The 26871-nt window shown below is 42.7% G+C and carries 23 protein-coding genes, 8 tRNA genes and 1 rRNA gene (1 of these 32 cut by a window edge); 9 read left to right on the top strand and 23 right to left on the bottom strand.

Translation table 11 applies throughout. From position 1 onward, the window contains the following. Nucleotides 1-39 precede the first annotated feature (39 nt). Entirely contained in the window at nt 40-792 is a 753-nt protein-coding gene (locus tag EEL30_14130) for a hypothetical protein (GenBank protein ID QDX93332.1), read from the bottom strand. Nucleotides 793-969: 177 nt separating this feature from the next. Next, nucleotides 970-2685, bottom strand: coding sequence for an acetate--CoA ligase (gene acsA / locus EEL30_14125; GenBank protein QDX95773.1), 1716 nt, complete (start codon nt 2683-2685; stop codon nt 970-972). A 359-nt stretch (nt 2686-3044) separates the two neighbouring features. Between acsA and EEL30_14120 the strand changes: the two genes are divergently transcribed. Together EEL30_14120 and ugpC are read left to right on the top strand one after the other, a co-directional pair. Further along, complete coding sequence (locus EEL30_14120; protein QDX93331.1) at nt 3045-3185, top strand: PucR family transcriptional regulator; 141 nt, start codon at nt 3045-3047, stop codon at nt 3183-3185. 25 nt (nt 3186-3210) lie between these two features. Further along, on the top strand, nt 3211-4332 hold the full coding sequence (gene ugpC / locus EEL30_14115) for a sn-glycerol-3-phosphate ABC transporter ATP-binding protein UgpC (protein ID QDX93330.1): 1122 nt from the start codon (nt 3211-3213) through the stop codon (nt 4330-4332). 65 nt (nt 4333-4397) lie between these two features. Here the strand turns inward: ugpC and EEL30_14110 are convergent, their stop codons facing one another. Beyond that, complete coding sequence (locus EEL30_14110) at nt 4398-4589, bottom strand: DUF4025 domain-containing protein (GenBank protein ID QDX95772.1); 192 nt, start codon at nt 4587-4589, stop codon at nt 4398-4400. A gap of 179 nt (nt 4590-4768) precedes the next feature. Between EEL30_14110 and EEL30_14105 the strand changes: the two genes are divergently transcribed. Together EEL30_14105 and EEL30_14100 are read left to right on the top strand one after the other, a co-directional pair. Beyond that, entirely contained in the window at nt 4769-6283 is a 1515-nt protein-coding gene (locus EEL30_14105; GenBank protein ID QDX93329.1) for a peptidase S8, read from the top strand. Between the two features lie 31 nt (nt 6284-6314). Then, complete coding sequence (locus EEL30_14100) at nt 6315-6911, top strand: flavodoxin family protein (protein ID QDX93328.1); 597 nt, start codon at nt 6315-6317, stop codon at nt 6909-6911. 342 nt (nt 6912-7253) lie between these two features. Here the strand turns inward: EEL30_14100 and EEL30_14095 are convergent, their stop codons facing one another. The 5 genes from EEL30_14095 to EEL30_14075 form a co-directional block, all read right to left on the bottom strand. After that, nucleotides 7254-7757 (bottom strand): DUF3907 family protein, encoded by a 504-nt coding sequence (locus EEL30_14095; protein QDX93327.1) that lies wholly within the window; start codon nt 7755-7757, stop codon nt 7254-7256. A gap of 78 nt (nt 7758-7835) precedes the next feature. Next, nucleotides 7836-9023, bottom strand: coding sequence for an ABC transporter permease (locus EEL30_14090; GenBank protein QDX93326.1), 1188 nt, complete (start codon nt 9021-9023; stop codon nt 7836-7838). Beyond that, the gene (locus EEL30_14085) at nt 9016-10212 is read right to left on the bottom strand and encodes an HlyD family efflux transporter periplasmic adaptor subunit (GenBank protein QDX93325.1); all 1197 of its coding nucleotides are present in this window, start codon (nt 10210-10212) and stop codon (nt 9016-9018) included. The genes EEL30_14090 and EEL30_14085 overlap by 8 nt, the downstream gene beginning before the upstream one ends. 23 nt (nt 10213-10235) lie before the next feature. Beyond that, the gene (locus EEL30_14080) at nt 10236-10811 is read right to left on the bottom strand and encodes a TetR/AcrR family transcriptional regulator (protein ID QDX93324.1); all 576 of its coding nucleotides are present in this window, start codon (nt 10809-10811) and stop codon (nt 10236-10238) included. Nucleotides 10812-11106: 295 nt separating this feature from the next. Then, nucleotides 11107-11195, bottom strand: a tRNA-Ser gene (locus EEL30_14075). Nucleotides 11196-11435: 240 nt separating this feature from the next. Here EEL30_14075 and EEL30_14070 point away from each other — a divergent pair. Next, nucleotides 11436-11885, top strand: a complete 450-nt coding sequence (locus EEL30_14070) for a hypothetical protein (GenBank protein QDX93323.1) — start codon at nt 11436-11438, stop codon at nt 11883-11885. A gap of 374 nt (nt 11886-12259) precedes the next feature. Here the strand turns inward: EEL30_14070 and EEL30_14065 are convergent. From EEL30_14065 to EEL30_14045, 5 genes are all read right to left on the bottom strand, one after another. Continuing rightward, nucleotides 12260-12348 (bottom strand) — tRNA-Ser (locus EEL30_14065). 79 nt (nt 12349-12427) lie between these two features. After that, the gene (locus EEL30_14060; GenBank protein ID QDX93322.1) at nt 12428-13735 is read right to left on the bottom strand and encodes a peptidase; all 1308 of its coding nucleotides are present in this window, start codon (nt 13733-13735) and stop codon (nt 12428-12430) included. Between the two features lie 15 nt (nt 13736-13750). After that, complete coding sequence (locus tag EEL30_14055) at nt 13751-14437, bottom strand: 3-oxoacid CoA-transferase subunit B (GenBank protein ID QDX93321.1); 687 nt, start codon at nt 14435-14437, stop codon at nt 13751-13753. Then, on the bottom strand, nt 14419-15117 hold the full coding sequence (locus tag EEL30_14050) for a CoA transferase subunit A (protein ID QDX93320.1): 699 nt from the start codon (nt 15115-15117) through the stop codon (nt 14419-14421). Before EEL30_14050 ends, EEL30_14055 begins: the two co-directional genes overlap by 19 nt. 15 nt (nt 15118-15132) lie before the next feature. Continuing rightward, entirely contained in the window at nt 15133-16497 is a 1365-nt protein-coding gene (locus EEL30_14045; GenBank protein ID QDX93319.1) for an aspartate aminotransferase family protein, read from the bottom strand. Between the two features lie 188 nt (nt 16498-16685). On the opposite strand from EEL30_14045, the gene EEL30_14040 reads away from it, so the two are divergent. Further along, nucleotides 16686-18317 (top strand): PucR family transcriptional regulator, encoded by a 1632-nt coding sequence (locus EEL30_14040; GenBank protein QDX93318.1) that lies wholly within the window; start codon nt 16686-16688, stop codon nt 18315-18317. A gap of 21 nt (nt 18318-18338) precedes the next feature. On the opposite strand, the gene ablB is transcribed toward EEL30_14040, so the two are convergent. After that, complete coding sequence (gene ablB, locus EEL30_14035; GenBank protein ID QDX93317.1) at nt 18339-19184, bottom strand: putative beta-lysine N-acetyltransferase; 846 nt, start codon at nt 19182-19184, stop codon at nt 18339-18341. Nucleotides 19185-19353: 169 nt separating this feature from the next. Here ablB and EEL30_14030 point away from each other — a divergent pair, with 169 nt between their 5' ends. Further along, nucleotides 19354-20082: a glycerophosphodiester phosphodiesterase gene (locus tag EEL30_14030; protein QDX93316.1), complete on the top strand. Its 729-nt coding sequence runs from the start codon at nt 19354-19356 to the stop codon at nt 20080-20082. Between the two features lie 71 nt (nt 20083-20153). Continuing rightward, nucleotides 20154-20792 carry a CBS domain-containing protein gene (locus EEL30_14025; protein QDX93315.1) on the top strand — a complete coding sequence of 213 codons (639 nt, stop codon included), beginning with the start codon at nt 20154-20156 and terminating at the stop codon, nt 20790-20792. Nucleotides 20793-20883: 91 nt separating this feature from the next. Here EEL30_14025 and EEL30_14020 read toward each other — a convergent pair whose 3' ends face one another. Continuing rightward, nucleotides 20884-21873: a TIGR01212 family radical SAM protein gene (locus EEL30_14020; protein ID QDX93314.1), complete on the bottom strand. Its 990-nt coding sequence runs from the start codon at nt 21871-21873 to the stop codon at nt 20884-20886. Nucleotides 21874-22111: 238 nt separating this feature from the next. After that, nucleotides 22112-23356 carry a glycosyltransferase gene (locus EEL30_14015; protein ID QDX93313.1) on the bottom strand — a complete coding sequence of 415 codons (1245 nt, stop codon included), beginning with the start codon at nt 23354-23356 and terminating at the stop codon, nt 22112-22114. A 125-nt stretch (nt 23357-23481) separates the two neighbouring features. On the opposite strand from EEL30_14015, the gene EEL30_14010 reads away from it, so the two are divergent. Beyond that, nucleotides 23482-23715 (top strand): hypothetical protein, encoded by a 234-nt coding sequence (locus EEL30_14010; protein ID QDX93312.1) that lies wholly within the window; start codon nt 23482-23484, stop codon nt 23713-23715. Between the two features lie 327 nt (nt 23716-24042). Here the strand turns inward: EEL30_14010 and EEL30_14005 are convergent. From EEL30_14005 to EEL30_13975, 7 genes are all read right to left on the bottom strand, one after another. Further along, a tRNA-Arg gene (locus tag EEL30_14005) sits at nt 24043-24119 on the bottom strand. 6 nt (nt 24120-24125) lie between these two features. Next, nucleotides 24126-24199 (bottom strand) — tRNA-Cys (locus tag EEL30_14000). Between the two features lie 14 nt (nt 24200-24213). Continuing rightward, a tRNA-His gene (locus EEL30_13995) sits at nt 24214-24289 on the bottom strand. Nucleotides 24290-24307: 18 nt separating this feature from the next. Further along, nucleotides 24308-24381: transfer RNA gene (locus EEL30_13990), tRNA-Trp, on the bottom strand. A 1-nt stretch (nt 24382) separates the two neighbouring features. After that, nucleotides 24383-24459, bottom strand: a tRNA-Met gene (locus EEL30_13985). An 18-nt stretch (nt 24460-24477) separates the two neighbouring features. Next, a tRNA-Ser gene (locus tag EEL30_13980) sits at nt 24478-24568 on the bottom strand. Nucleotides 24569-24715: 147 nt separating this feature from the next. Beyond that, a 23S ribosomal RNA gene (locus tag EEL30_13975) occupies nt 24716-26871 on the bottom strand (it continues 777 nt past the right edge of the window).

The following is a 26871-nucleotide window of genomic DNA, read 5'->3' as shown; positions in this document are numbered from 1 at the left end:
GTATAACAGAGGAAAGTCATATTCCCCAAAAGTTAGGTTCTAGCCACTCAATGATTTCTGTTGCTGTTTTCTCTGCATCTGATAAATAATCCAAGTTGGGTGTTTACGAGCAATCCTATATGTAGACAACTGTCGTACAAACAGTAAAAACAATAACGCTGTGACAAACAAAAGCAAAACCATGCTAAGTTGTCTTGTGATTCCGTATGGTATGATAAATAATAAAGCTATTGGAACTAAAATAATGAGTGCCGTATTTGTGAGATGTTTTTCATGTCTTTTCATCTGTTCTACTGTTCGTGTCTTTTTATTAGGATAATCAAGTTTTTGAGTAGATAAGATAAAACGCCACTTTCCAGCCGTACTAATCTCAAGGCCAGCCCCTGTATAAATCACTCCAATCAGGGCGTACACCCACCAATCCATTACACTAAAAAAGCTATGTATAAGTTTTCCTGAAATAAATAGCAAATCAACAGATGTAAGAAATCCATAATATGCATGGAACAGTAAACTAAGAACTTGTCTTCGATGTTCATAGGGATGGATAGAAATCCAAATTCCCATGATCACAGTAATGAAATGTGGAGCAAGCAAAGCATAGGTAACCGCCTCAGGATGAGCAGGATCAATTTGAAGCGCAAACCATACAACTAAGGTATGAATCAATAGAATGACTGTGTACATCCTTCTGGAATGGACAAACGGGATATGAATCATGGGATGATTCTCAGGTTGGTCTTGGTTTTCTTCTGTTTCAGGGGGCAGGTTCTGCTTGAGGTTTGCTTTCACACGGACGTACCTACTCTCTCTATATGATGAGTATTTATAATAAAAGTAGGCGAAATTAGCTACATTTCGCAAGCTCTTTTTCTTAAAACGACAAGAAATTTTTCATTTATCTCTGAAAATATAACAAGCAGCCGAATTGACTTCGACTGCTTATTTCGATTGCTGTCTTTTCTGCCTTTAGTCCTCCATCGTTGACAGATCTCCTGTCGGTAAACCCAACTCCCACGCTTTTAACACACGGCGCATGATTTTACCAGAACGGGTTTTTGGCAACTTATCACGAAACTCAATCTCACGCGGAGCTGCATGTGCCGCCAATCCTTCTTTGACAAATCGCTTGATGTCATCCATTAATTTATCACTTGGTTCATATCCGTCACGAAGGGCAATAAAAGCTTTGATTACTTCTCCACGTACTGGGTCTGGTTTTCCAATAACCCCTGCTTCAGCAACAGCTGGATGTTCAAGCAATTTACTCTCTACTTCAAACGGTCCAACGCGTTCACCAGAAGTATTAATTACATCATCAATGCGCCCCTGGAACCAGAAGTAGCCTTCTTCATCTCTATAAGCAGAATCACCTGAAATATACCACCCAGGAATATGGAAATACTCTTCATACTTGGCTGGATTCTTCCAAATTGCTCTCATCATGGATGGCCATCCCGCTTTAATAGCCAAATTACCCATGCGATTTGGCGGCAGCTCATTTCCTTGATTATCCAAAATGGTAGCAAAGACACCCGGAATTGGTTTCCCCATGGAACCAGGCTTAATTGCCATACTCTGATAATTAGAAATTAGCTGCGCGCCCGTTTCTGTCATCCACCAGTTATCGTGAATGCGTTTTTCAAAAACTTTCATGCCCCAATAAACAACTTCTGGATTAAGAGGCTCGCCCACACTCAATATATGACGTACGGAAGAAAGATCATATTTTTTGACTAATTCATCGCCTGCTCCCATCAGCATGCGAAAAGCTGTTGGCGCACTATACCAGACGCTAATTTTAAATTTTTGAAGCGTATTGTACCAATCATCTGGTGTAAAGCGGCCTCCACGCACAACATTAGTAACACCATTCAGCCACGGGGAGAAGATACCATAAGAGGTTCCTGTTACCCAACCTGGATCGGCTGTACACCAGTAGACATCTTCTTCTTTTAAATCCAACACCCATTTTCCTGTCTGATACTGTTGAATCATAGCATTGTGTACATGCAATACGCCCTTTGGTTTTCCCGTAGAACCTGACGTATAGTGTAAGATCATGCCATCCTCTCGATCCACCCAAACCATGTCAAATTCGTCGGAAGCTTGCTCCATCTGTTTCTCATAGCTTACTTGCCCTTCTGTTAACTCATTTCCTTCTCCCACTAAAATAACATGTTTGAGATGAGGAAGGTCCTTAACTGGGACACGTGGCAATAAAGCCGGAGTCGTTACGATAGCAACTGCTTCACTATTTTCTAGGCGGTCACGGACAGCTGCTTCCATAAAGGCTTCAAACAAAGGCCCAACAATAGCCCCATTTTTCAAAACTCCCAACACACTCACATATAGCTCTGGCGTACGTGGCATGAAAACAAACACGCGATCCCCTTTATTTATTCCCAAATCATGAAGTACGTTGGCAAAACGGTTGGAAAGCCTACTTAATTCACCATATGTATAGCTTTCTTCCCGTGTGGAATCACTATAAACAAGCGCTACTTTATCTTTCTTTGCTGAGCTAGCATGACGATCAATGGCTTCATAGGCTATATTAACTTTGCCTGTCTCATACCAACTGAATTGTTTCTCTACATCTGCCCATTGGAAGGTTTCATAGGTTTGATCGTAGTCTTTTAAGTTACTATTTTCTTGTGTTGCTGGAATGTTTTCCACTTTCATATCCATTCACTCTCCGATTCTCTATGTTCATGTACTGAGAAGTTCGCCCGTCATACATATTTCTCCATTAAAAAACAAATTCCTCTTAACCTTTTGATTATTCTAACATTTTAGATAAATGATCGCTACCCATGTTTGTTTCCCATTGGCTATAATGGAAAAAGAGTACTTTTTGAATTGTAAAGGAGTTTGCCATATGCTATCAATTTGGTCTAGGGAACGGCAGAAACCTTTTCCCAAAACTGATTCTCATTTATCTATTAAAGAAAAAAGAGCGATACCGGAGTCAATATCCACTTTTACCCCGCTGGCATACACCCGAGTATCAGGAAACACTTGCTACTTTCTTTCAACATAATATGCAGGTGAGTGAAACGGCGCGTTCTTTGTTTTTACATCGAAACACGTTATTATATCGGTTAGAAAAAGTAAGGGAGCAGACCAGTCTAGACCCTCGTGCATTTCCTGAGGCTGTTCTCCTCTGGATCATGCTTAGATAAAAATGCTTTCAAGGAGGTATGATTCATGGCTCAAGTACGTTTGCAACATATCTATAAACGTTATGCAGGTAATGTAACTGCTGTTTCTGATTTTGATTTGGACATCCATGACAAGGAATTTCTGGTGCTTGTTGGCCCCTCTGGTAGTGGAAAATCAACTACATTACGCATGATCGCGGGATTAGAAGATATTAGCGAAGGCGACCTTTATATCGGCGCCCGTAAAGTTAATGATGTAGCACCCAAAGATCGCGATATCGCTATGGTTTTCCAAAGTTACGCGCTTTACCCACATATGAATGTTTATGAAAATATGGCGTTCGGATTAAAATTGCGCAAATTCTCTAAAGAGGAGATTGACAAACGAATTCAAGATGCAGCCCGCATTCTCGATATTACCCATCTATTGAATCGTAAACCAAAAGCCTTATCAGGCGGTCAACGTCAACGTGTTGCTCTGGGCAGAGCCATCGTGCGTGAGCCACAAGTTTTTTTAATGGACGAACCCCTTTCCAATCTAGATGCCAAATTACGCGTGCTGATGAGAACCGAAATTGCTAAATTACATAAACGTCTAGAAACCACTATTATCTACGTAACTCATGATCAGACGGAAGCCATGACCATGGGTAATCGGATCGTCGTCATGAAAGATGGTTTCATTCAGCAAGTAGCCACTCCTACAGAAATCTATCATTATCCAGCAAATCAGTTTGTTGCTGGTTTTATCGGTTCTCCCAGTATGAATTTTATATCAGGAAAATTAGAAGAAATAGATGATCATATTCACTTTGTAAGTAATGGAGTAAATGTCACGCTTCCGCAAGATAAGGCCAACATTGTTCGAAAAAGAAGCTACGTAGGAAAAAAAGTCATTTTTGGCATCCGTCCTGAAGATTTTTATAGTGATTATCAATTTTTAGAAAACAATCCGTTTGATAGTAGAGTTAGCGCTGTGATTGATGTAGTGGAAAATATGGGCTCTGAGCAGTACATTTATTTTAGCAACATGAACAATAATCAAGTGGTAGCTAGACTCGATGCTCGTGAACATATTAAGGTAGGTAATAGCATTCATTTAGGAATGGATCTAAATAAAATTCATTTGTTTGATAACGAAACAGAATTGGCTATTTTCACAAAATAATGAGTTTATTCTAACAAGGAAGGCACCTCCTGATTAAACATATATCAGGAGATGCCTTCTTACTTTTATTCTGTACGGATGATATCCTCGTTATCCTCTTCGCGTATGTTTGCCCCATCAACCGTCCCCATGGCATAGGAATCACTTACTTGCTCATGGGTAACTGCTAACCCTTTACTTTGAGTGTCATTACTTTGGTAATCATTGATATCATATGATTTCGTGACGAACTGATTGCTTGTTGTCTTTTCATTCATCGTTTCCTTCTTTTGTCTGGTCAAACTTCCTTACCTCCTTTGGTCTTTTACAATTGGTTCACCCTTTATGTTGCTTACTAAACTCAATTTTTAACCATTTGCCCTCACTAAGATTTTCCGTCATAAACATCGGAGAAACGTACAGGCTAAGGATAAATCAAATGTGGGGAGGAGTTTGAGTGAAAACCATCTTTACACTGTTATTTGTTGGCCTTTTAGCAGGTGTTTTGTTTACGGGAAGTCACTGGCTCACTCCAGGAAAACAAATGCCGCAAGCAATGAAAGCCCCTACCTCACGGACTTTAGAAAGCAATAAAGAACCACCTACTGTGACCCAAGATGAAGTACAGGTTCCCAAAATTAACTATGTGGAACAAGTTCGTGACATGCGCCGGGATATGGAGCGTCGTCAGCACATCAAGACGATTCATCACAATAAAAAGGATAAGAGCCATTATGTAGAGAGAGAGGTAGTGGTTCACTTTACTCCGCGACCCTCTAAACCAGAATTACAGAAAATGCTACGTAGGGTAGACGGTTTTATAAAACGAGATTTCAATAAGGCAATGATTATTAAATCCCGCACACTATCTACGGAGCAACTTATGAAGTATTTTGCGGAGCATCCAGACTCTGTGTATGCCGAACCTAATTACTTACTGTTGCCGAACAAACAACCTAATGACACCTACTACAAGCGATATCAGTGGAACTTAAATCAACTGGGCATGGAACAAAGCTGGGAGATTACTCAAGGTTCAAGTCAGGTCATTGTGGCTGTTGTAGATACAGGTGTTGATTTAACCCATCCTGAGTTTAAAGGGAAATTGGTCAACGGATACAATGTATTGAATAGTGGAAAGCGACCGCAAGACGACAACGGTCATGGGACACATGTAGCAGGAATTATTGCCGCCCGTACTAATAATAAGGACGGAATTGCTGGGATTTCTTGGAACAGCAAGATTATGCCAATAAAAGCTATCGGAGAAGACGGGAGTGGCAGTGCGATCGACATCGCGCAAGGAATTGAGTGGGCTGTGGATCATGGAGCCTCTATTATTAATTTAAGTGTGGGTAACTATGCTTCCTCTGCGGTCTTAAAGGCAGCATGTATTTATGCTTATCAGAACGATGTTGTACTTGTAGCTGCGACAGGAAACGATGCAAGCGATCAACCAAGCTTTCCTGCTGCTTTTCCAGAAGTAATCGGCGTATCGGCTGTCGATCAGGATGAAAATTTAGCTGAGTTCTCTAATTATGGGAAAACTGTGAGTTTAGTTGCACCAGGTGTAGATATACCCAGTACTTATATTCACAAGGATTATGCGGCTCTGTCAGGCACTTCGATGGCTTGTCCACATGTTGCAGCCGTGGCAAGCTTAATCCGTTCCGTCAATCCCACTCTAAGTAACAAACAGGTCAGACAAATTTTAGAAAAGACAGCGACAGACTTGGGCACACCAGGTAGGGATTCATCATTTGGTTACGGCTATATCAATGTAAAAAAAGCGCTACAGCAAAGCCAAACGGGTTATGCAACTGAACCTATATCACCAGTTCCAGTTCCAGCTCCAGCACCAACTCCAGCTCCACCTTCCACTGGTACCAAAGCGCCAACTACTGGTTTCCAGCGGTTTCTAGAGGAATTGTTTGGTCGCTATTTACAATCGTTTCGCATTCATCAGCAATAAGAATAATCCCATGTGAAAGGAGGCGGTTTCCATGAAAGCCGTCGTTCTGTTTGCCCATCCTGGAACTGAGAGCTTTAATCATGCCATCTTAGGGCAAGTAACAGAGAGTTTGCACAAACATGGTGTAACTCCAACTATACGAAATTTATATGAGCAACATTTTTCACCTATCTTTTCACCTGCAGATATGCAAGCAATGGAATCTCACCGTACACCAAAATCCATTGAAGAGGAGCAAACTATTCTCACAGATTCTGACCTCTTGATCATGATTTATCCAGTTTGGTGGTGGTCCCAACCAGCTATTCTGAAAGGCTACATTGATCGTATTTTCTCAGATGGGTTTGCCTTTAGGTACGAGAAAACAGGTCCTGTTGGTCTGTTAACAGGCAAACAAGCCTTCGTTTTTACCACCACACGAGAATCACAGCAAGAAATGCAGACTAGCGGATTAGGTGAAGTTGTAGAGAAACAAATTGTGGATGGAATTTTGCGATTCTCAGGATTTGACCCTGTTGTGTATCACAATTTTGCTGAGGTGCCATATGTAGAAGAAGCTATCCGGAAATCATATCTACAACAGGTAGATCAAGCAATTGCTTCGTTAAAACTTCCTGTACTACAGTAAACCCATCTGCTAAATAGGCTTTCCTCAAACCGAAACCGGTGAATCTCCATACTGATCCCGGTTGACATTAGGAAAGCCTATTCCTTGTAAAATTTTACTTTATCCCAATAACCATTTGAAGTTCATTTATGTAAAATTTTGTATCCAGACACAAAAGAGTCAAAAAAATTGACACTTTTTGTACATACCATCCCTTTTAATTTTCTGATTTATTCGTATAATAGTAAAAGAAGGCATACAACATACCATAAGAGAAAAAAAGAGACCCCTCATAAATGAAAGGTCTCCCATCTAAATATATGCCGTTATAAAAATAGTGTTCTTCGTAAACCAATTCTCCTGTTAATTACTCAGTTGCATCCGCTTTTTCGTAATGTAATCTGTTTCATAGTACTGCAATTCATCACGTAAAGGCTCAAAGATTCTCGACAATCCTAGAGTTAGACCTTCGAGATCGGGAGTAACCTCTTTGCGGAAAATAATGCAGTCTTGCCCTGTGTACGAGTACCTGCCATCCTCATCGTAAACCTCGCCTTTAGGATAGTAAAAATTAATCACACAGGTGTGGTACACCTGGTAGAGGGCTTCTTCGGCAAACTCTTCGTTAAAGCGAGCGCGTCGAAGACAGATCCCCAATTTCTCATAGGCATTCTCTGCATAAACCAACAAGCGACGTAAATCAGAAAGATAGCTACCATAGTAAGCTTCATACTCTTCAGCATCTCCAGATTTTTCAACCAAATCTGCTAAAGTAGTTTGATTTAGGAATCTCTCCACTTCTATGCTAACCTTCTTCAACCGCATAAAGGTATCTTCGCATAACTGTTTTACATGAGCGTCTGACATAGAGAATCCTCCTTAGGGCAACAGATATAAAGGTTTATGTTTATTGTAAAAAAACTGCCCCAGAGTTACAAGAGGTTTTTATTTTATAACGACACTTTCTGATTTGGTTTGATAGTTTGTTCTGGCATTTTTCTTCTGAAAAGCATAAGTGACAAATGCCACAAATAGCGCAACAACAATCATTAAGACAAGTATTAGGTTGTCGGTACCAACAAATTCCCAGCCATGTCCCTTACTTAAAATTTCTCGCACAGAATGTAGGAAATAAGTGAGCGGCAGGGATTTTGCTATGATTGCAATCACAGTTGGCATCGAAGTGATCGGCCAAGTCCAGCCAGATAGCATGAACGATGGGACTGCAATTAACATGGCTGTTTGTGTAGCTTGTAGCATATTGGAAGAGAAGAATGAAATGGCAAATCCAATCGCTACCACTGCTAGATTAAAAATAAATCCACTGATGAACAACAAGCTCATGCTACCATAGTACGGAACCTCGAAAAATTTAAAGATCAACACAAACGTAAGTAAGAAGTTAAACACAGCAAGAATCATATGGGTTGTAATTTTACTGAGTGCAATTTTTACAAACCCGTTTTCCTTCAAGGTATCCATCCAAGTCCCTTCTTCTTTTTGGCGAGTTACGCTTAAAGAAACGCTCAAGAATGCTACCTGTTGCAATACTGTTCCTGCCAAGCCAAAGATCATGAATGCCAAATAGTTAAAGGTTGGGTTATGCAGAATGCGATAACGATAGTCGATCCCAGTTGCAAAGTTTGTTGCCGCACTGCCCCATTCTCCTTTTGCCTCTAACTTTTTCAACGTCACTCCCCCAGAGATGGTTTTCACTAGAGAGCTCGCTGCTCGAACAGATGTATTCGAAATCATCATGTTACTTCCATCAATGAGGTTTAATATCTCTGTTGGCTTACCCAATTTAGCATTTACGGTCAAGCCCTTTGGAATGATAAATCCAACCTGCGCCTCTTCATAATTCATCAGATGTTGTAACTCTTCTTCTGTTGTAACCACATTTGTCACTGAAAAGGTCTGATCATTGTCAATTGCTCGGATCAATTCACGTGTTAATTCAGTTTGGTCCAAATCTGCTACCACTGTAGGTATCTCCATAACACGTTTTTCCTGATACAAATAACCAAACATCAACATGTATACACACGGCACAAGAAATACAATGTTACGAATCGTTTTGTTGGTATAAATGGATCGCCATTCATCTCCTACTAGTTGCCAAAAGCTATTCACGAGCGACAGCCCCTTTTAGGTGCCATTCGACAGTAAAGCCAGGGCGTACATCTTTATCCTCCACTTGCAATTTCACTTGGAACGCTCGCAAATCACGGGAGTTCAGTTCTTGAGTTGCTTTTTTCGTTGCAAAGTCAGCTGCTGGTGCTACCATTTGTACAGTTGCATCAACTTCTTTATTTAAACTTGGGACAAACAACGTAGTTTTCTCTCCTGCTTTTACGTTACCCAGTTGGTTTTCATCTACATACATTTTTACAAATTTATCGTTTTCTACTTGAATCGTCATAATGGAAGAGCCCTGTGCTACCAATTCCCCTTTTTGTGAGGAAATAGATTTTACCACACCGCTAACAGGAGCGATCATTTGCGTATTGCGCAAATACGCCTCTGCTTCATCCAAAGCACCTTTTGCTTGCTTCACGCCTGCTTCCGCTGATTTTACATCAGATTCGCGTAATCCTACCTGACCAAGTCCCGCTACTGCGTTTTGGTATGCTGCATTCGCTTGGTTTACTTGTGCTGTAAGTGCTTCAATCTGCTCGGGACGTGCACCCTTTTGTGCCATGTTTAATTGTTCTACTGTCGAAGTATATTCAGCAGAGTATTTCTCAAACTCAGCTTGAGATTCTTCCAATTTAATTTTTGGGATAGCTCCCTCTTTTAATAAATCCTGCATGCGTTTCATATTTGTCTGAGCCAGGTCACGGGCTGTTTTAGTTGCTTGAAGTTTCCCTTTTAGCTGAGCAACCTCTTCTGGACGCGCTCCATTTTTGTTAGCTTGCAAATTAGCTTGAGCCGCTTGCAAAGCTGCTTGGGCCTGCTTCACAGTTGCATCGCTCGTTCCACTCGTAATGGAAACTCCTTTTTTTGCCTGTTCCAATTTAGCTTGAGCTAATTGGTACGCTGCTGCTGCTTGATCTCGTTTCGCCGTAATCTCGTCGCTTCCTAGCATCGCTAGAAGCTGACCTTCTGCTACCGTATCGCCTTCTTTAATTTCGATCTTGTCAATTGTTCCTGGTACCTTGAAGGCAAGGTCTACTTCTGTTCCTTCTACTACAGCTGTTATTTGTTTTGCGGAGCCTCCCGCAAAGCTATTTTTTTCGGAAAATAGTAAGTATCCACCCAAAAGTACGATAGCTGCTACAAAACCTACCAAACCAACCATCATCTTTTTATTCTCTCTCATAACCTTCCACTCCAATTCGCAATTTAAGCGAGCCCCAGAGCCCCTTTAAATAGGATAAGTAATGTATCCCTGGTCTCTAGCGTATAAACTGGCTCATTACGGAACATTTTGCGAAGGACGACAAATCCTATGCTCCCAAACATAGCTGAAACAACTGTCTGAGTTTCCATGTCGCCTTTTACAAATCCTTGTTCCTGCATGTTAGCCAGATATTGCTCCATTAAAGAAAAATAATTGCCTAATAACGTTCGAACCATGTTATCTCGTGTCAAATCTCCTGAGGAGAAGCTTAGAAGTAACAGACAAAACTCTCTGTTATTCGAAAAGAAGCGCAAATGCTCATCTAGTACGTGCAAAAGACGTTCCTGCGGCGTCTTGCTTGTATCTTCCGTCGCCGCTTCGACGGACTCCATTAGCATTTCCACTCCCTTTTGATTTACATAGTAGAATAACTCCTCCTTCGTCTTAAAGTGATAATACAACGTCCCCTTTGCTACCTGAGCAAATTCCGCTATCGTATCCATCGTTGTATCCGTATACCCATATTGGGCAAAAGCTTGCAGGGCACTCTCATAAATTAAATCCTTCTTTTTACTCATCAACATGTACCCCCATATAAACTGACCAGTCAGTACAGAGATTAGTGTACTCTGCTTTTTGCTGACCGTCAAGGTATTTTTCGGAAAAAAGGTGCTTGCCTATCCACACATCTATTGATCGAAACCTTAGGCTTGAAATCTATTACGCTTATTTTTACCCGATACTCAATTCTTCAAACGATTGCATACTAAGATGGATTATCAATAGCCTCATCACTTTGTTCAAATACATGTCCTTTTCTTTCTGAAAGTAAAAAAGCCGATGAACAATGTCATCGGCTTCCCATTAACAATATGGCGGAGGGAGAGGGATTCGAACCCCCGTGACGTTGCCGCCTAACGGTTTTCAAGACCGCCCCGTTATGACCACTTCGGTATCCCTCCATATTAAATGCTGATATCGATTATATTAAAAATAATTTCGCCTTACGAAACTCATCAGCATGTACTATTATACTAGATCATATTTAAAATGACAAGTATATCTTTATTATTTTTTTAGAAATGGTGCCACTGTTTGTATCCGATCACTGGATTGTGTATGATAGACTAAATACGTAATCGGTAAGTTCTTACTATCTACTTATGGTTCTTACCCTGTCATGAAGGAGTGACGTTGTAACGATGGATCAACTTATTACATTTGCCAAAGACTATTGGGTACTTCTTATTCTTGTCTTATTGGCAGTGTTTGTGCTTAATTTTTTTCTGAAAGCTTTGTATCGAATTGTTTTATTTAGTCTGGTCGCCGGAGCTATTCTGGTCTTTGGTTTCAATTATACACCAACGGAAGTAATGAACATGGGTCGCCAAGTAGTAAACGGTGTCGATGAAGTGTTCACATCTACTGTACGTCCTTTAATCGATTCTGAAATTAAAGATGCCACCTATAATTTCCGTGAAGATGGAAGTTATGAAATCAAAACTACCAACATCCGTATTGAAGGCAAAAAGGGCGATCCAAAAGCCACTGTCTACTATAAAAATGTAAATTTCTCCATCAATATTAACGATCTAGGTGAATTAGCCCAACAACAGATTAAGAAAGCAAGTGATGGCAAACCAACACCGTAATAGCCTTTAATGATGTTTATCTCAATGCTACGTAAAAATCCCGGTTCATGCCTTTTAATATGGCTATGAGCTGGGATTTTTGGTACATACTTTTTATTTACAATCCGTGGTACATACCTTACGAAAGCCCTTTTCATTTCACCAGTTGTTTCTTTCAATGAGATTCTACATTCCTACGTTTCTAGCTCTGACCACAAATAATGCTCGTCTGTTCCTAATATGTTATATCACCCAGAAAGGGTACCTACAAGCAAAACATAAGACTGACTAAGAGAAAAGAAAGGTTACTGTACCTTTTTACTACCAAATTGACAGTTGAAAAACACAAAAAAACCGATGAACCTCTCAGTTCATCGGTGTGCTGTTCTTATGTATGGCGGAGGGAGAGGGATTCGAACCCCCGTGACGTTGCCGCCTAACGGTTTTCAAGACCGCCCCGTTATGACCACTTCGGTATCCCTCCGCGTTTCTACATATAGAAATATAGCACATAAAAAAATAAATAGCAATACCTTTTTAAAAAAAGATATTTTACGATGTTGTTAGTTTTTCTTCATTCCTCCATCTAGCTCACACCATTCTAGGAGAGTTAGTGCAAATAATTCGGCACACGTAAAAATATCATCGAGCACGATATACTCGTCTGGATAGTGAGCAACCTGGGTAACTCCTGGCCCTACAATAATAGAAGGCGTATCAGCCAGCTTGGTTAATAGACCACCATCTGTCCCCCATGGTGATGCTTCTAAGACAGCCTGCTCTCCTAAAACGCTCGGATATAGCTCTTGCAACAGTATAAGTAATGGATGATCCATTTCTACCTCACCTGGAACCCATCTTGCACCATACCATTCCAACTCGACGGGATGATCAACAAACCATTCGTCTTCTTCAGTAAGTCTTTGTAAAGCAGTTTGCATCTCCTGTTTGGCCGCCTCCATCTCCTCCCCAGGCGCTACACCCATGCGTCCTTCTATTGTTACTAAGTCAGCAACGGACGATGGCCATTTCCCTCCATGTATTACACCCAGATTAATTGGAATGGGTATAGGCAATTTGGCGTATAGAGGGTCTGACATTCGTTGGTTTCTAATTTGTTCTAAATGCTGAATCCGACTGATCACTGTCATGCTTTTTTCGATGGCGCTAACCCCTTCATAACGCGTACCGCCATGTGCCGATCTCCCTCGTACAAACAAACGGAACCACATAGAGCCCTGTTGCTTGGGAAAAATCTTTAAATTTGTTGGTTCCGGTATCAAAGCAGCGTCCGCTTTGTACCCACGTAAAATGGTAGATAAAGTCCCAGCCCCACCACTTTCCTCTTCTACAACGCTTTGGAAGATAACATCTCCTTTTAAACGTACCCCCAGCTTTTGCAAGGTTTGTATAGCTAATAGAGACGATAAGTTACCACCTTTCATGTCAGTTACCCCTCGTCCATACAATTTCCCATCAACAATTTCTCCGCTAAAGGGCCCTTGTGTCCATTGATTCAGCTCCCCTTCCGGTACAACGTCCACATGGCCATTTAGGATAAGAGAACGGCCTCCTCCAGTCCCCCTCCATACCCCTACTACATTAGGGCTTCCTACAAATTCTGTACGTGGTGAAACAAAATAAGCGTGTTTCTCTAGCTTCTGAAGCTCCTTACCCGCCATCTCCCAAATGTCCACTTCAAGCCCCAGCGTTTCCAAGTAATTCGCTATTTTCTGTTGAATACCCGCTTCCTGGCCTTGAACGCTGGCCTCACGCACCCATTCTTGCAACAAACTTATAGCATTCTCCCGATCCTTACCTAATTGCTCACGAATTCGTTCTTGCCAAGACAATGCCTGACTTACGCTCATGGTTGCTTATCCCCCTTAGATAAAAGTTGTTACTTCTCCGCTAAACAACAGCTCTGCTTCGGTAGCACCAATGACATCTGCTATCGTGTAGGGATGCATAACCTCCAATAAATGTAAGCCATCTGGTTTCACTTCCATAACCGCCATATCAGTGATAATCATATCCGCACTCGCTTGAGCGGTCAGAGGCAATTTACACTCTCGGACAATTTTAGAACGACCATTTTTGTCCAAATGAGTGGTAAGAACTAAAACTTTCTTTGCCTTTTGCGCTAGTTCCATCGCTCCGCCCATGCCTGGAACCCGCTTACCTGGAACGATCCAATTAGCAATATCCCCGCCCTGACTTACCTCCAATACCCCAAGAATCGTCATGTCTAATAGGCCTCTGCGAATGATAGCAAAAGCCGTGGCGCTATCAAAAAAGGAAGCTCCGGGCATCAAAGTAACGGGAAAGCCCCCTGCGTTACACAGATTAGGGTTTTCTTCTCCAAACAGAGGACTAGGACCTGTACCTACGATGCCATTCTCAGCGTGAAATAAAACATTTTTTTCTTTCGGGATAAAATCAGCCACAAGCGTAGGAATACCGATCCCTAAGTTAATTAGCATACCGCTTTTTACTTCCATAGCAGCACGTCTAGCGATTCTTTCCCGATAACTCTCTGTCGTGCTCTCTTTTACTACTTCTCCCATGCCCATCGCCAATTCACCCCTTCACTTTGCACGATATAGGTTACGAACACTCCAGGTGTCACGATTTCTTCAGGGTCAAGCTGTCCAATCTCAACAATTTCCTCTACTTCCACGATTGTTATATTTCCAGACATTGCCACCAAAGGATTAAAGTTACGTGCACTCGTATCAAAAACGAGATTGCCAAATCGATCTGCCTTTTTTGCATAGACGATAGCTACTTCAGCAGTTAATGGTGTCTCTATCAAATACGTCTTCCCATCAACAGTCACTTTCTCTTTGTCTTTTTCGGCGATAGTACCAATTCCGATATCAGATAAAATACCACCCAGACCTACTCCACCTGCTCGAACTCTCTCTGCTAAGATACCTTGTGGGCAAAATTCCACTTCCAGCTCTCCTGCCGTCATTTGAGCACCTGCGTTCGGATTGGAACCAATATGAGAAGCAATTACCTTGTTCACCCGTCGCTCTGTAATCAATCTTCCGACTCCAATGTCAGGAAAAGCTGTATCGTTACTAATCAACGTTAACCCTTTAATATGTTTGTCCAGCAATCCCTGTATCAGGCTAGGAGGGTTACCCACCCCACCAAACCCTCCAACCATCAGTGTCATCCCATCATGAAAATGCTCTAGCGCTTCCTCTAATGAAACTTGTTTATTCCATGTTGATTGCATAATCATATGTGTTCCTCCTCTCTACCAAATGCCCTCTTTCGTGAATTCTGCTTCCACTTCTTGCAAGGTTTGACGCAATAAATAGATCACTTCGTCAATTTCATGTTGTTCGATAATGAGTGGTGGAGAAATAAGTACAGCATCACCCGCTATGCCATCCAGCCCTCCAATAGCTGGATAAATCATTAACCCTTTAGCAAACGCTCGTTGAATGATTCGATTTGTCACTTGATGCGAGAGCGCAAATGGTTCTTTAGTCTGCTTGTTCTTCACAAACTCTAGTCCGCACATTAAGCCTTTACCACGAGCCTCACCAATAATGTCAAACTCTTGTTCCAGCTGGTTTAAGTGTTGTAATAGATAATTTCCGTTCTCCTCAGCTTTTTTCACTAGCTGATGCTGTTCCATATAACGCATTACAGACACGCATATAGCTGCTGACTGTGGGTTAGCACTGTACGTATGACCTGCCATTATGGAACCGGAGCCTTCTGCAATAGTCTGCATAATTGAATCACTCACCATCGTCGCAGCCATCGGTGTATAGCCTGAGCTCATTCCTTTGCCCAGCGTCATCACATCAGGAGTTACCTGCCAATGATCAATTCCAAAGTTTTTACCAGTACGACCTACACCTGTCATTACTTCGTCTGCTATAAATAAAATTTGATGCTTGGTACAAATTTCACGAATGCGGGCGAAATAGCCATCTGGTGGTACTACAGCTCCTCCAGACGCTCCAATAATCGGCTCTGCTATAAATGCCGCAACATTCTCCGCACCCGTTCTTACAATTGCCTCCTCTAACTCATTCGCTGCTTTACATGCGTATGCATCACTGTCGAGATTCTGCTGACTTCGATACGGATATGGAGCTGATATGCTCGGATAATCTGCCAACAATGGTACAAAGCGCTTGCGTCTCAACACATGTCCAGACATCGACAAGGCCCCCATCGTAATACCGTGATAGCTCATCCAACGTGACATGATTCGATTTTTAGTCATACGTCCCTGTTCTTGCCAATATTGAATTGCGATTTTTTGGGCTGTCTCCGTCGCTTCTGATCCACTGCTGACAAAAAAGCTCCAGTTCACATTACCAGGCGCCCATGTAGCAAGAATATCAGCCAATTCCTCCACCGCTTCACTGCTGAAATGGGATCTATAGGCAAAAGACACCTTCTCTGCCTGCTGTCTCATCGCATCCACAATCTCGTCCATCGCGTGCCCAATGCTTACAGTTACAGCCCCTGAACAGGCGTCAATGTATCGCTTACCGCTCTCTTCATATAAATAAATTCCTTTACCATGGGAGATCCGTGGATATTGTTTACCCCATTCAGGTTTGATTACATAACTTTTACGTTCTGTTTTGCTATCCATGCGCTTAAACTCCCTTCCATTTGCAAACACCACTTTATACTCATCGTATCGAATACCGAGCTTTCTGACATTCTACCTACTGGCAAAAAAATACTAGATAAAAAACAGAATTTTTTGTACATTTTGTATAATGCTAGTTTATTTGGAGAGGGGAACATTTTAAAACAACAGAGAGGATGGGGAACAACATGTCGATAACGATCCGTGAAGCCATGCAACTACCTGATATGGTACACACCAAACTGGTGGCCGGGGAATCTGGACTGAGTCGTCCTATTCAATGGGTAACGATCGTAGAAATTCTAGAGGATTTGGAACGTTTGCAAGCAGGGGAATTTTTAATCACCACGGGTTTTGGTCTAGAGATGAATACGGATAAACATGACCAGTTTATTCCCTCACTAGCAGCTCGAGGATTAAGTGGTGTTGCTATTCACACAGGTTTTTATTTACGTGAAATTCCAGCTCTGTTTATTGTACAAGCCAATCAGTTTGGACTTCCTTTAATCGAGATTCCCACAGAGCTTAATTTCTCTACCATCACAAAAGCCATTCTTCAGCCCATCGTGAACCGTCAATTTGAACTGATTCGCTATTCGGAGCAAATTCACCAGCGACTATTAAATGTGGCCTTGTTAGGTGAGGGTCTTTCTGCTATTGCCGATGAATTAGCCGCTGTCACCCAAGGAGAGGTTGTCATTACAGATTCATTAGGCTATGAGTTAATTCGTACACGTTCACACACATTTAGCCTCACGAATGGGATACCATCAGAGGAACATCCTAATCAATTTCTTTCTGATCAACTGTCCTCTGAATCCACTCCCACTGTCGAATTAACTCACTCTATGGAAGCTGCTCACTTTACCTTTGGCACCATCACCTTGCGCAAAAATAAAACGAGCCAGCAAGAATGGGACAAGATTGCTTTACAGCATGCCTCGACACTGGCAGCCTTAGCTTGTAGTAAGGATCGAGAGGTAGCCCAAGCGGAATGGCGACTAAAGGGTGATTTTTTAGACGAATTACTAAGTGGCACCTTTGAGCTCAATGCAGAGTCTGAGGCGCGTAGCCGTTTGCTAGGCTATCCTCTCCTTACCAATGCCTGTCATCTCATCATTGCACTATCCATACCCGCTACAGCTTCTACAACAGAGTATGATTTTAACATGGTCCAAAAGCTACCCACCTTACTGAAACGAGTAGCCGAAACAGATCAACCTACCTATCTCAGTAAAGAACGTACAACCGAAATCTTGTTATTGATGCCAGAGGGTAAGGCTAGCGAGATTTTTGTACAAAAAGTCGCTGGGAAGTGGCATGATTTGCACCCCCAGCATCCATTAGCGATCGGGATTAGTACCCCACGCTCATCTTTCCAGACCTTGTCAATAGCTGTACAAGAAGCCATTTATGCCATGAAATGCCAAGGCGCACTCCTTGCATCGACCAAAATTCAGTCTATCTCGCACTTCGATCAACTAGCTGGGTATCAGTTCCTTTTTCCCTACCACACGCAATCTGAAGCCCTCCAGAGGCTCTGGAAGCCATTTTTAGCAACATTACTCCAGTATGATCAGAAACATGGGCAACAATTGTTAGAAACCATTCACACCTATTTTGAAGAGTGTCTGAATGGGCAAAAAACGGCACAACGCCTTTTTATTCACCGACATACGCTTAAATACCGTTTGCAGCAAATTGAGCAAAAAACAGCAGGATCACTTCATGATGCCTCTCACCGCTGGCAACTGCAGCTAGCAATCATGGCTTATCATCTACAACAAATCTTGTATCCAGATGCGTCCGTTATTCAGTAGGTGTATTTGGAAATTAATCCCTTAGTCCCGAACAACACGTAACGGCTTCACCCATATATTCATATCTTCAAATCCAGTTGAAATGATACAGTTATTAATCAACCTTCCCGTGTACCGATAGCCCATTTTAGCGGCAGTCACGTTCATAGCAGCAGAGTGAGCACGTGTCAGCGTATAGAGATAGTAAATACCTCTCTCCTGCATATGCTGTTCCAATGTCACAAACAGGTGCTGAAGCAATCCCTTACCTAACCAATCGGGACGGGTGGCACAATCCGTCATTTCAGCTGATCTCCAATCAGGGGTAACCTCAGCAGAAGCGGCGCAAGCAATCTGCCCCTCTGCTTCCACAACGGCATAATGTGTATCTGCTTGCATCGTTTTCCGTACATAATCAGGATCATGCATTGGGGTAGGGTAGGTCTCAAAAACAACTTGATACAGTTTAGCCAGTTCTTCTGCATCCTGCAAGTTAGCCCAACGAACGACGCAGTTAACTGGTAATTCTTTTAAGACGCTGTCTGCTTGTTTTGCCAAGCTGATTTGCATAATCTCATCCGCTAGGAGCTTATTTTTAGGAGTTCCTCGTTCTGTTGTTACGAAATAACTTAGCATATGTGCGTTCTGACCTTGTATGCACCCTTTCAAAATACCTTCACGTTTAAATCCGTGTGTACTCCAGGTTGACAGATCATCATGTCTGGCGTAAACGATTAGCTTTGTCATGCCTAGTTCATCAGCTTGTTGTTTACACGTCTTTACAATCTCGTCAATTTGATTAGAGTCATACTCCATTACTTTGATACGTCGGTTATGTATATCCACAATTATTTGTGAATTATGATTTGCTGTAGGTCCCATAGTCATCGTTTTACACCTCATCATTTATTTCTTTTATTATAAGAGTCCTTGCATTGCTAGTCATTCGACAAGTTGTCCAAAGTACCTGTTTGACACAATTCACTTCTTTCATATCTAAACCTGATTCTTTACGCATAGGTATCAAGAAGAGACAGGAAAAAGGAGGATTCCACCCATGCATACCCTTATTTATGCTCACAGGGGTGCCTCTGGCATGTATCCCGAAAATACATTTCCAGCTTTTCATGCTGCTTATATACAAGGCTCGGATGGCATGGAAATCGACGTTCAAGTGACCGCAGACCAACAGCTTATCGTCATGCACGATACCAATGTAGAACACACAACAGATGGAGTAGGCGAAGTGCGCCATCTCACCTATCAACAGATTCACCGCCTAAACGCTGCTGCCAAAAGTAGAAAGCATTTTCCTCCAACAAAAGTTCCAGAGCTATCGGATGTCTTACTATTTGTCAAAACAACTGGACTACGACTTATCATTGAACTAAAGAACTTTATCGTCCCTCAGCCTCACTTAGAAGAACATGTAATTCGCCTCATCCATGATCTTCATTTACATAATCAGGTAGTGCTTTCCTCTTTTAATTATCACAGCCTGTTGCGTGTAAAAGAATTGGACCGACATATTCGCACAGGAATGCTTTATTTCGGTCAGCTACACAACCCTTGGGAGATTGCCAAACAATTTCGCGCAGACGAACTACACGCCCCTGAAGAGCAGGTCAATAAGGCACTTCTGCAAGCTACACGTCAACACCATCTCTCTTTGCTTGCTTGGACAGTAAATACTCCTGAACGCATGCGATATCTCTTTTCGTTACAAATTGATGGCATTATTACAAATTATCCTGAATTAGCACGAAAATATTTGAGTAAGAAGTAAAAGGATTGTTTACAAGCTCTACAGGATATTCCTATACTAAAGAAGAGATTAGGATTAAAGGGGGTTTTTGCATGTTCATTACCGACTGTCTATCACCACTACATTCCCTCACAGTGGTAAAACCAACCGACACCATTGCTCATGCTCTTGAGGAAATGAAAAAAGGAAAATTGCTTAGTATGCCTGTCATTAATGAAGATGGTACTTATTTTGGGACGCTAAGCAAGCGTAGTCTGTTTGAAAAGTTTGAACAGGATCATGCTGACAAAACTTTCACCGCGTTCACTCAGCTTCCTCTTGCAGATGGTGTTGATCAAAATTTAAAGCCACTTACAGCCGAACATCTTTACGAAGACGCCCTCCCTATCATTGTGCGCTATCCATTTGTGCCGATTGTAGATGAGAAGAATCATTTTCTTGGTATTATCAAACGCAAAGATATGGAGCTAGTTCTGGAGTCCGTTTTCGGAATGGGTGTAAAAGGAACCCGTATGACCTTGACCCGCTTTGAAGGAAAAGGCGTTTTACGAGAAATCTCCAGTATTTTGACCGAACACAAATCAAATGTGATCTCCTGTGTAGCCTTTGATTCTAAACACTCTGGTGTCCGACGTATTCTAGTCAAGTTTAAAACGGAAGATAACATCATAGATATCATTCAAGAACTGGAGAGTCATGGATTTGCCGTTACCTCCGTTCATGAAAGCTAACATTCCCCCCGTTAAAGGCAACTGAACATGAACTTATTCGTAAAAAAGGAACGCGGCGTACTCAGCGTTCCTTTTTTACAATCTATTTCAGTTATTTCCCAAGATTTGGGTGTGGTATCCAATTTGGATCAAAGAACTTACCTTGCCATGTATCGCGGCGCTTCATCTCCGCCTCAATCCCATTAAGCACTTCCCATTTTTTACGACTCCACATCGGTCCAATCAAAATGTCAGGAGGACCATCGCCAGTAATACGATGCACAATCATTTCAGGAGGTAGGATTTCTAAGGTGTCGACCACTAATTTCGTATACTCCTCTTGCGTCAAAAATTCCAGCAGCCCGGCATTATATTGCTTCACCATCGGCGTTTTCTTTAACAGATGTAACAAATGAATTTTGATTCCTTGTACATCTAAGTGGGCAACGGCTTGCGCAGTCTCCATCATATCCTCAGCATTCTCTCCTGGTAATCCGTAAATAATGTGAGAACAGACACGAATATTATGTTTGCGTAGCTTTTCCAAACCATCGAGATAGCATTGATAATCATGCGCCCGATTAATCAATAGTTGGGTACGTTCATGTACCGTTTGCAAACCCAGCTCTACCCACAGATAGGTGCGTTCGTTTAGTTCCGCCAAATATTCAACCACATCATCTTCTAAACAGTCAGGTCTTGTTGCTATAGAGAGCCCCACAACATCGTCTTGTCGTAAAATCGTTTCGTACATATCACGTAGCTCATCCACAGGTGCATATGTGTTACTAAATGCTTGAAAAAAACCTAGGTATTTTGCGGTCGGCCATTTTTCATGCATACGCCCTTTGACATCATGAAATTGCTTCTCTAGCGTCATGCGACGATCCCCTGCAAAATCACCAGATCCACGTGCACTACAAAACGTACAACCACCTACTGCGACATTACCATCTCGATTTGGACATGAGAATCCCCCATCTAGTGGCACCTTAAATACCTTGTGCTGAAACATACTACGCAAATGATAGTTCCATGTATGATAACGCTTGTCACCCCATAGCAGAGGATGACAGCTATTTTGTATATCGTCCGTTGACATGTATATACTCCCTTCTGTCCCGTGCATTTCTACAGTATACCAGTTTCTTCTGTGCTTTTTAATAGTGAAAAATATTACACCGCACTTTTAGGTTTAACTCAAGCTTTGGACTTAGTTGCATTTATACTAACATCAATAACATTTTGTAAATTTTAATAGTAAAAAAAGAACCGCAGTTTTTTCCTGCGGTTCCTCATAGCATAGACGCTATTATATTTCCCACTTTATTACGTTTACGTTACTGTTGCATCTCTTCAATCTGAATAGCACGTGTATGTGCGGTATGGCTCCACTCTTGATTGTTCTTTGTAAAGAACGCGTAAATAAAGATAGGCAACCACGTCAAGAAGAAAATTGGCAGCAGGATGAGTCCCAAATAAGCTTTAAGCGGGACTTTCTCCAGATAAAGAGCTAGCACAGGCAACAAATAGAAAATACCTGTTGTCGCATAAATTATCCAATCAGGCAAAAAGCCCGTTGTAGGCAGGAACGTGCTAAAACTCAGCAATCTGGCCAAAAACAATATCGACATAAATGTAACGATCAATACATACATGGGTTGAAAGAGGTAGAAAGCTGCGTCTAGCATACCTAGTCTTCTTGCTTTTAAACCATTTTTCATTACCGAACCAATATAACGTCCAGCTACATCATAATGTCCTTGCATCCAACGAAGCCGCTGTTTCATGGAAGATTTTAGATCGATTGGTTTCTCGTCAAAAACCTTCGTATCATGGGCCCAGCAAGGATAGATGCCACGTTCGATACATCTCGTTGCAAATTCCAAGTCTTCAGTTAAGCTGGTTGCTCCCCATCCCATCTCTTTTAACAACTTGCTTTCAATACAAAGTCCTGTTCCACCTAATGTGTTTGGCAAACCAAGGTTATGTCGAGCCAATTGCCACATACGGTTAGTGAACCAATACGTACAAGCGTACGAAAGAGTAATCCAAGAGTCAAACGGGTTTTTGGAGTCAAGGTAACCTTGGATAACTTGTTGTCCTTTGCATAGACGATCGTTCATGACAGTCAGGAAGTTTTTCTCTACCAAGTTATCTGCATCAAACATTACGACAGCATCGTACTGCTTTTCTCTTGACCATAAATTTTCTAGCATCCACTCAATACCGTAGCCTTTGCCACGCTTTGAAGTGTCAAATCGTTCGCAAGCATAGGCGCCATGCTTCCGAGCAATCTCCGCTGTGTTATCTGTACAATTATCACAGATAACAAAAATATCATACATCTCGCGCGGATAGTCCATTTTTTTCAAATTCTCGATCAATGGTGCAACAACTGCTGATTCATTGTGTGCAGCTATCAAGACAGCAAATGTTTTCTCTGGGTTGTGGGTCACAGGCTTTTTCTTATGTAGTAAAATGCCTCCGCCTACTGAAATTGCTGTTTGATAGATGCTGACTAACCCCATTGTAGTGGTAAATCCGATGAAAAGCCCCTCAATTATATCTTTTAAGTCAACCATCTTTTCTTCTCCTCGACCTGTTATGCTTATATGCATACAGGTAGTGTTATATCTCCTTCAAACCCTATTTGCGAGTTTACACGATTCACAACTAGCCTGCAATCGTTCAAAAGTGGGAAAAATCAATGTTTAGTTCTCTCTATATCTATTTGTTGCTTAATATGACGCAAAAGCTCAGTGATTCGCTTCATCTTGCAAGTAGGTTTTGTGAAACACTTGTCCCTAACACGATTCCCTCTTCATCCTACTCTTATTCTGCTACCTCAAAATTTACTACAGAAAAAAAAGCCTGCTATAAAAAGGTGTACCCTTTTCAAATAGGCTTGAATCCAGAAGATGCAAAAATCTGGCCTCTATAACTAAAGGTCAGCCATTATTTCTAGTAAAAATTTAATAACGATGTTTTTTATTAGGGACAAAAGAACTACATGACATCAATCTTACTAATTTTATCAATTCTCTATCTCCTGTAAAAAATCCTATTTCATCTGCAAAAAAACTTTTTACAAAAACTGACGAAATCTGCTTTTCCAGAATATTATTTGATAAAATTCTCATTTTTTACTTTTCTTTACATATATAAAAACAAATAAAAACTCAGCGATACGAACCCTTTTGGCCGAGCAGAGTCTTATGAGATTTCCTATTTTGATGGTTATCATTTAATTTCCTAAAAATACATAAAATGGCGTCCCAGGAGAGACTCGAACTCCCGACCGACCGCTTAGAAGGCGGTTGCTCTATCCTGCTGAGCTACTGGGACGCATTTTGGAGGGAGTACCCGGATTTGAACCGGGGATAAAGGTTTTGCAGACCTGTGCCTTACCACTTGGCTATACTCCCTTATGAAATTAAAAAGGGGCGATCGATGGGAATCGAACCCACGAGTGTCGGAGCCACAATCCGATGCGTTAACCACTTCGCCACGACCGCCATTATGTAAGTATAAATTGGCAGGGGCAGCAGGAATTGAACCCACACCAAAAGTTTTGGAGACTTTTGTTCTACCTTTAAACTATGCCCCTATGGTAGCGGCGGAGGGGGTCGAACCCCCGACCTTTCGGGTATGAACCGAACGCTCTAGCCATCTGAGCTACACCGCCACGAATCATTAAAATAAATGGCGGAGAGTGAGGGATTCGAACCCTCGCTACGCTTACGCATACTAACGGTTTAGCAAACCGTCCCCTTCGGCCTCTTGGGTAACTCTCCGTATAATAACTCCTCAGAATAAATCCGTACCATTAATCTATACATTAACAGTCAATTACTACTTTATTTACATACTAAGGAATAATTATATCAATAACATATGCTTATTCCCTGAAAACTGGATAATGAAAGTCAGCATACAGGCAATGTGGATAAGTCCTCGACCGATTAGTATTCGTCAGCTCCATGCATTACTGCACTTCCACACCGAACCTATCAACCTCATCGTCTATGAGGGGTCTTACTAGCTTGCGCTATGGGAAGTCTCATCTTGAAGGGGGCTTCACGCTTAGATGCTTTCAGCGCTTATCCCGTCCGCACATAGCTACCCAGCTGTGCCACTGGCGTGACAACTGGTGCACCAGGGGTGCGTCCATCCCGGTCCTCTCGTACTAAGGACAGCTCTCCTCAAACTTCCTACGCCCGCGACAGATAGGGACCGAACTGTCTCACGACGTTCTGAACCCAGCTCGCGTACCGCTTTAATGGGCGAACAGCCCAACCCTTGGGACCTACTTCAGCCCCAGGATGCGATGAGCCGACATCGAGGTGCCAAACCTCCCCGTCGATGTGGACTCTTGGGGGAGATAAGCCTGTTATCCCCAGGGTAGCTTTTATCCGTTGAGCGATGGCCCTTCCATGCGGAACCACCGGATCACTAAGCCCGACTTTCGTCCCTGCTCGACTTGTAGGTCTCGCAGTCAAGCTCCCTTGTGCCTTTACACTCTACGAATGATTTCCGACCATTCTGAGGGAACCTTTGGGCGCCTCCGTTACTCTTTAGGAGGCGACCGCCCCAGTCAAACTGCCCACCTGGCATGGTCCTTCCACCCGATAAGGGCGGCAAGTTAGAAACTCCGTACATCAAGGGTGGTATCCCAACGACAGCTCCACGAAGGCTGGCGCCCTCGCTTCACAGCTTCCCACCTATTCTGTACATGATGCACAAAGTTTCAATACCAGGCTACAGTAAAGCTCCATGGGGTCTTTCCGTCTTGTCGCGGGTAACCTGCATCTTCACAGGTATTATGATTTCACCGGGTCTCTTGCCGAGACAGCGCCCAAGTCGTTACGCCTTTCGTGCGGGTCGGAACTTACCCGACAAGGAATTTCGCTACCTTAGGACCGTTATAGTTACGGCCGCCGTTTACTGGGGCTTCGGTTCAAAGCTTCGCTTGCGCTAACCCATCCCCTTAACCTTCCAGCACCGGGCAGGCGTCAGCCCCTATACTTCGCCTTGCGGCTTCGCAGAGACCTGTGTTTTTGCTAAACAGTCGCTTGGGCCTTTTCACTGCGGCCTCCTCGGGCTATAAACCCTACCGAGGCGCCCCTTCTCCCGAAGTTACGGGGCCATTTTGCCGAGTTCCTTAGCAAGAGTTATCCCGCGCACCTTAGGATTCTCTCCTCGCCTACCTGTGTCGGTTTGCGGTACGGGCACCTTGTTCCTCGCTAGACGCTTTTCTTGGCAGTGTGAAATCAGGGACTTCGGTACTATAATTTCCCTCGCCATCACAGCTTGTGCTTACTGGTGTGCGGATTTGCCTACACACCACACTTACTGCTTAGACGGCCATCCAATAGGCCGCTCACCCTATCCTCCTGCGTCACGCCATTGCTCAAACGGAACAGAGGTGGTACTGGAATATCAACCAGTTGTCCATCGCCTACGCCTTTCGGCCTCAGCTTAGGTCCCGACTAACCCTGGGAGGACGAGCCTTCCCCAGGAAACCTTAGGCTTTCGGTGGACAAGATTCTCACTTGTCTTTTCGCTACTTACACCGGCATTCTCACTTCCAAGCGCTCCACCGCTCCTTACGATACGGCTTCACTGCTGCTTGGAACGCTCCCCTACCCAGTCCATAAGGACTGCCATAGCTTCGGCGGTATGTTTAGCCCCGTTACATTTTCCGCGCAGAGTCACTCGACCAGTGAGCTATTACGCACTCTTTAAATGGTGGCTGCTTCTAAGCCAACATCCTGGTTGTCTGGGCAACTCCACATCGTTTCCCACTTAACATACACTTGGGGGCCTTAGCTGATGGTCTGGGCTGTTTCCCTTTTGACGATGGATCTTAGCACTCACCGTCTGACTCCCGGATATAAGTACTTGGCATTCGGAGTTTGACTGAATTCGGTAACCCGATGAGGGCCCCTAGTCCAATCAGTGCTCTACCTCCAAGACTCTAAATCCGAGGCTAGCCCTAAAGCTATTTCGGGGAGAACCAGCTATCTCCGAGTTCGATTGGAATTTCACCGCTAGCCACACCTCATCCCCGCACTTTTCAACGTGCGTGGGTTCGGGC

This window comes from Brevibacillus laterosporus, from assembly GCA_007833815.1.
In the GTDB taxonomy this organism is placed as follows: Bacteria; Bacillota; Bacilli; order Brevibacillales; family Brevibacillaceae; genus Brevibacillus_B; species Brevibacillus_B laterosporus_D.
The sequence above is the reverse complement of the archived record's forward strand: the minus strand, read 5'-3'. Positions and strand labels throughout refer to the sequence as shown.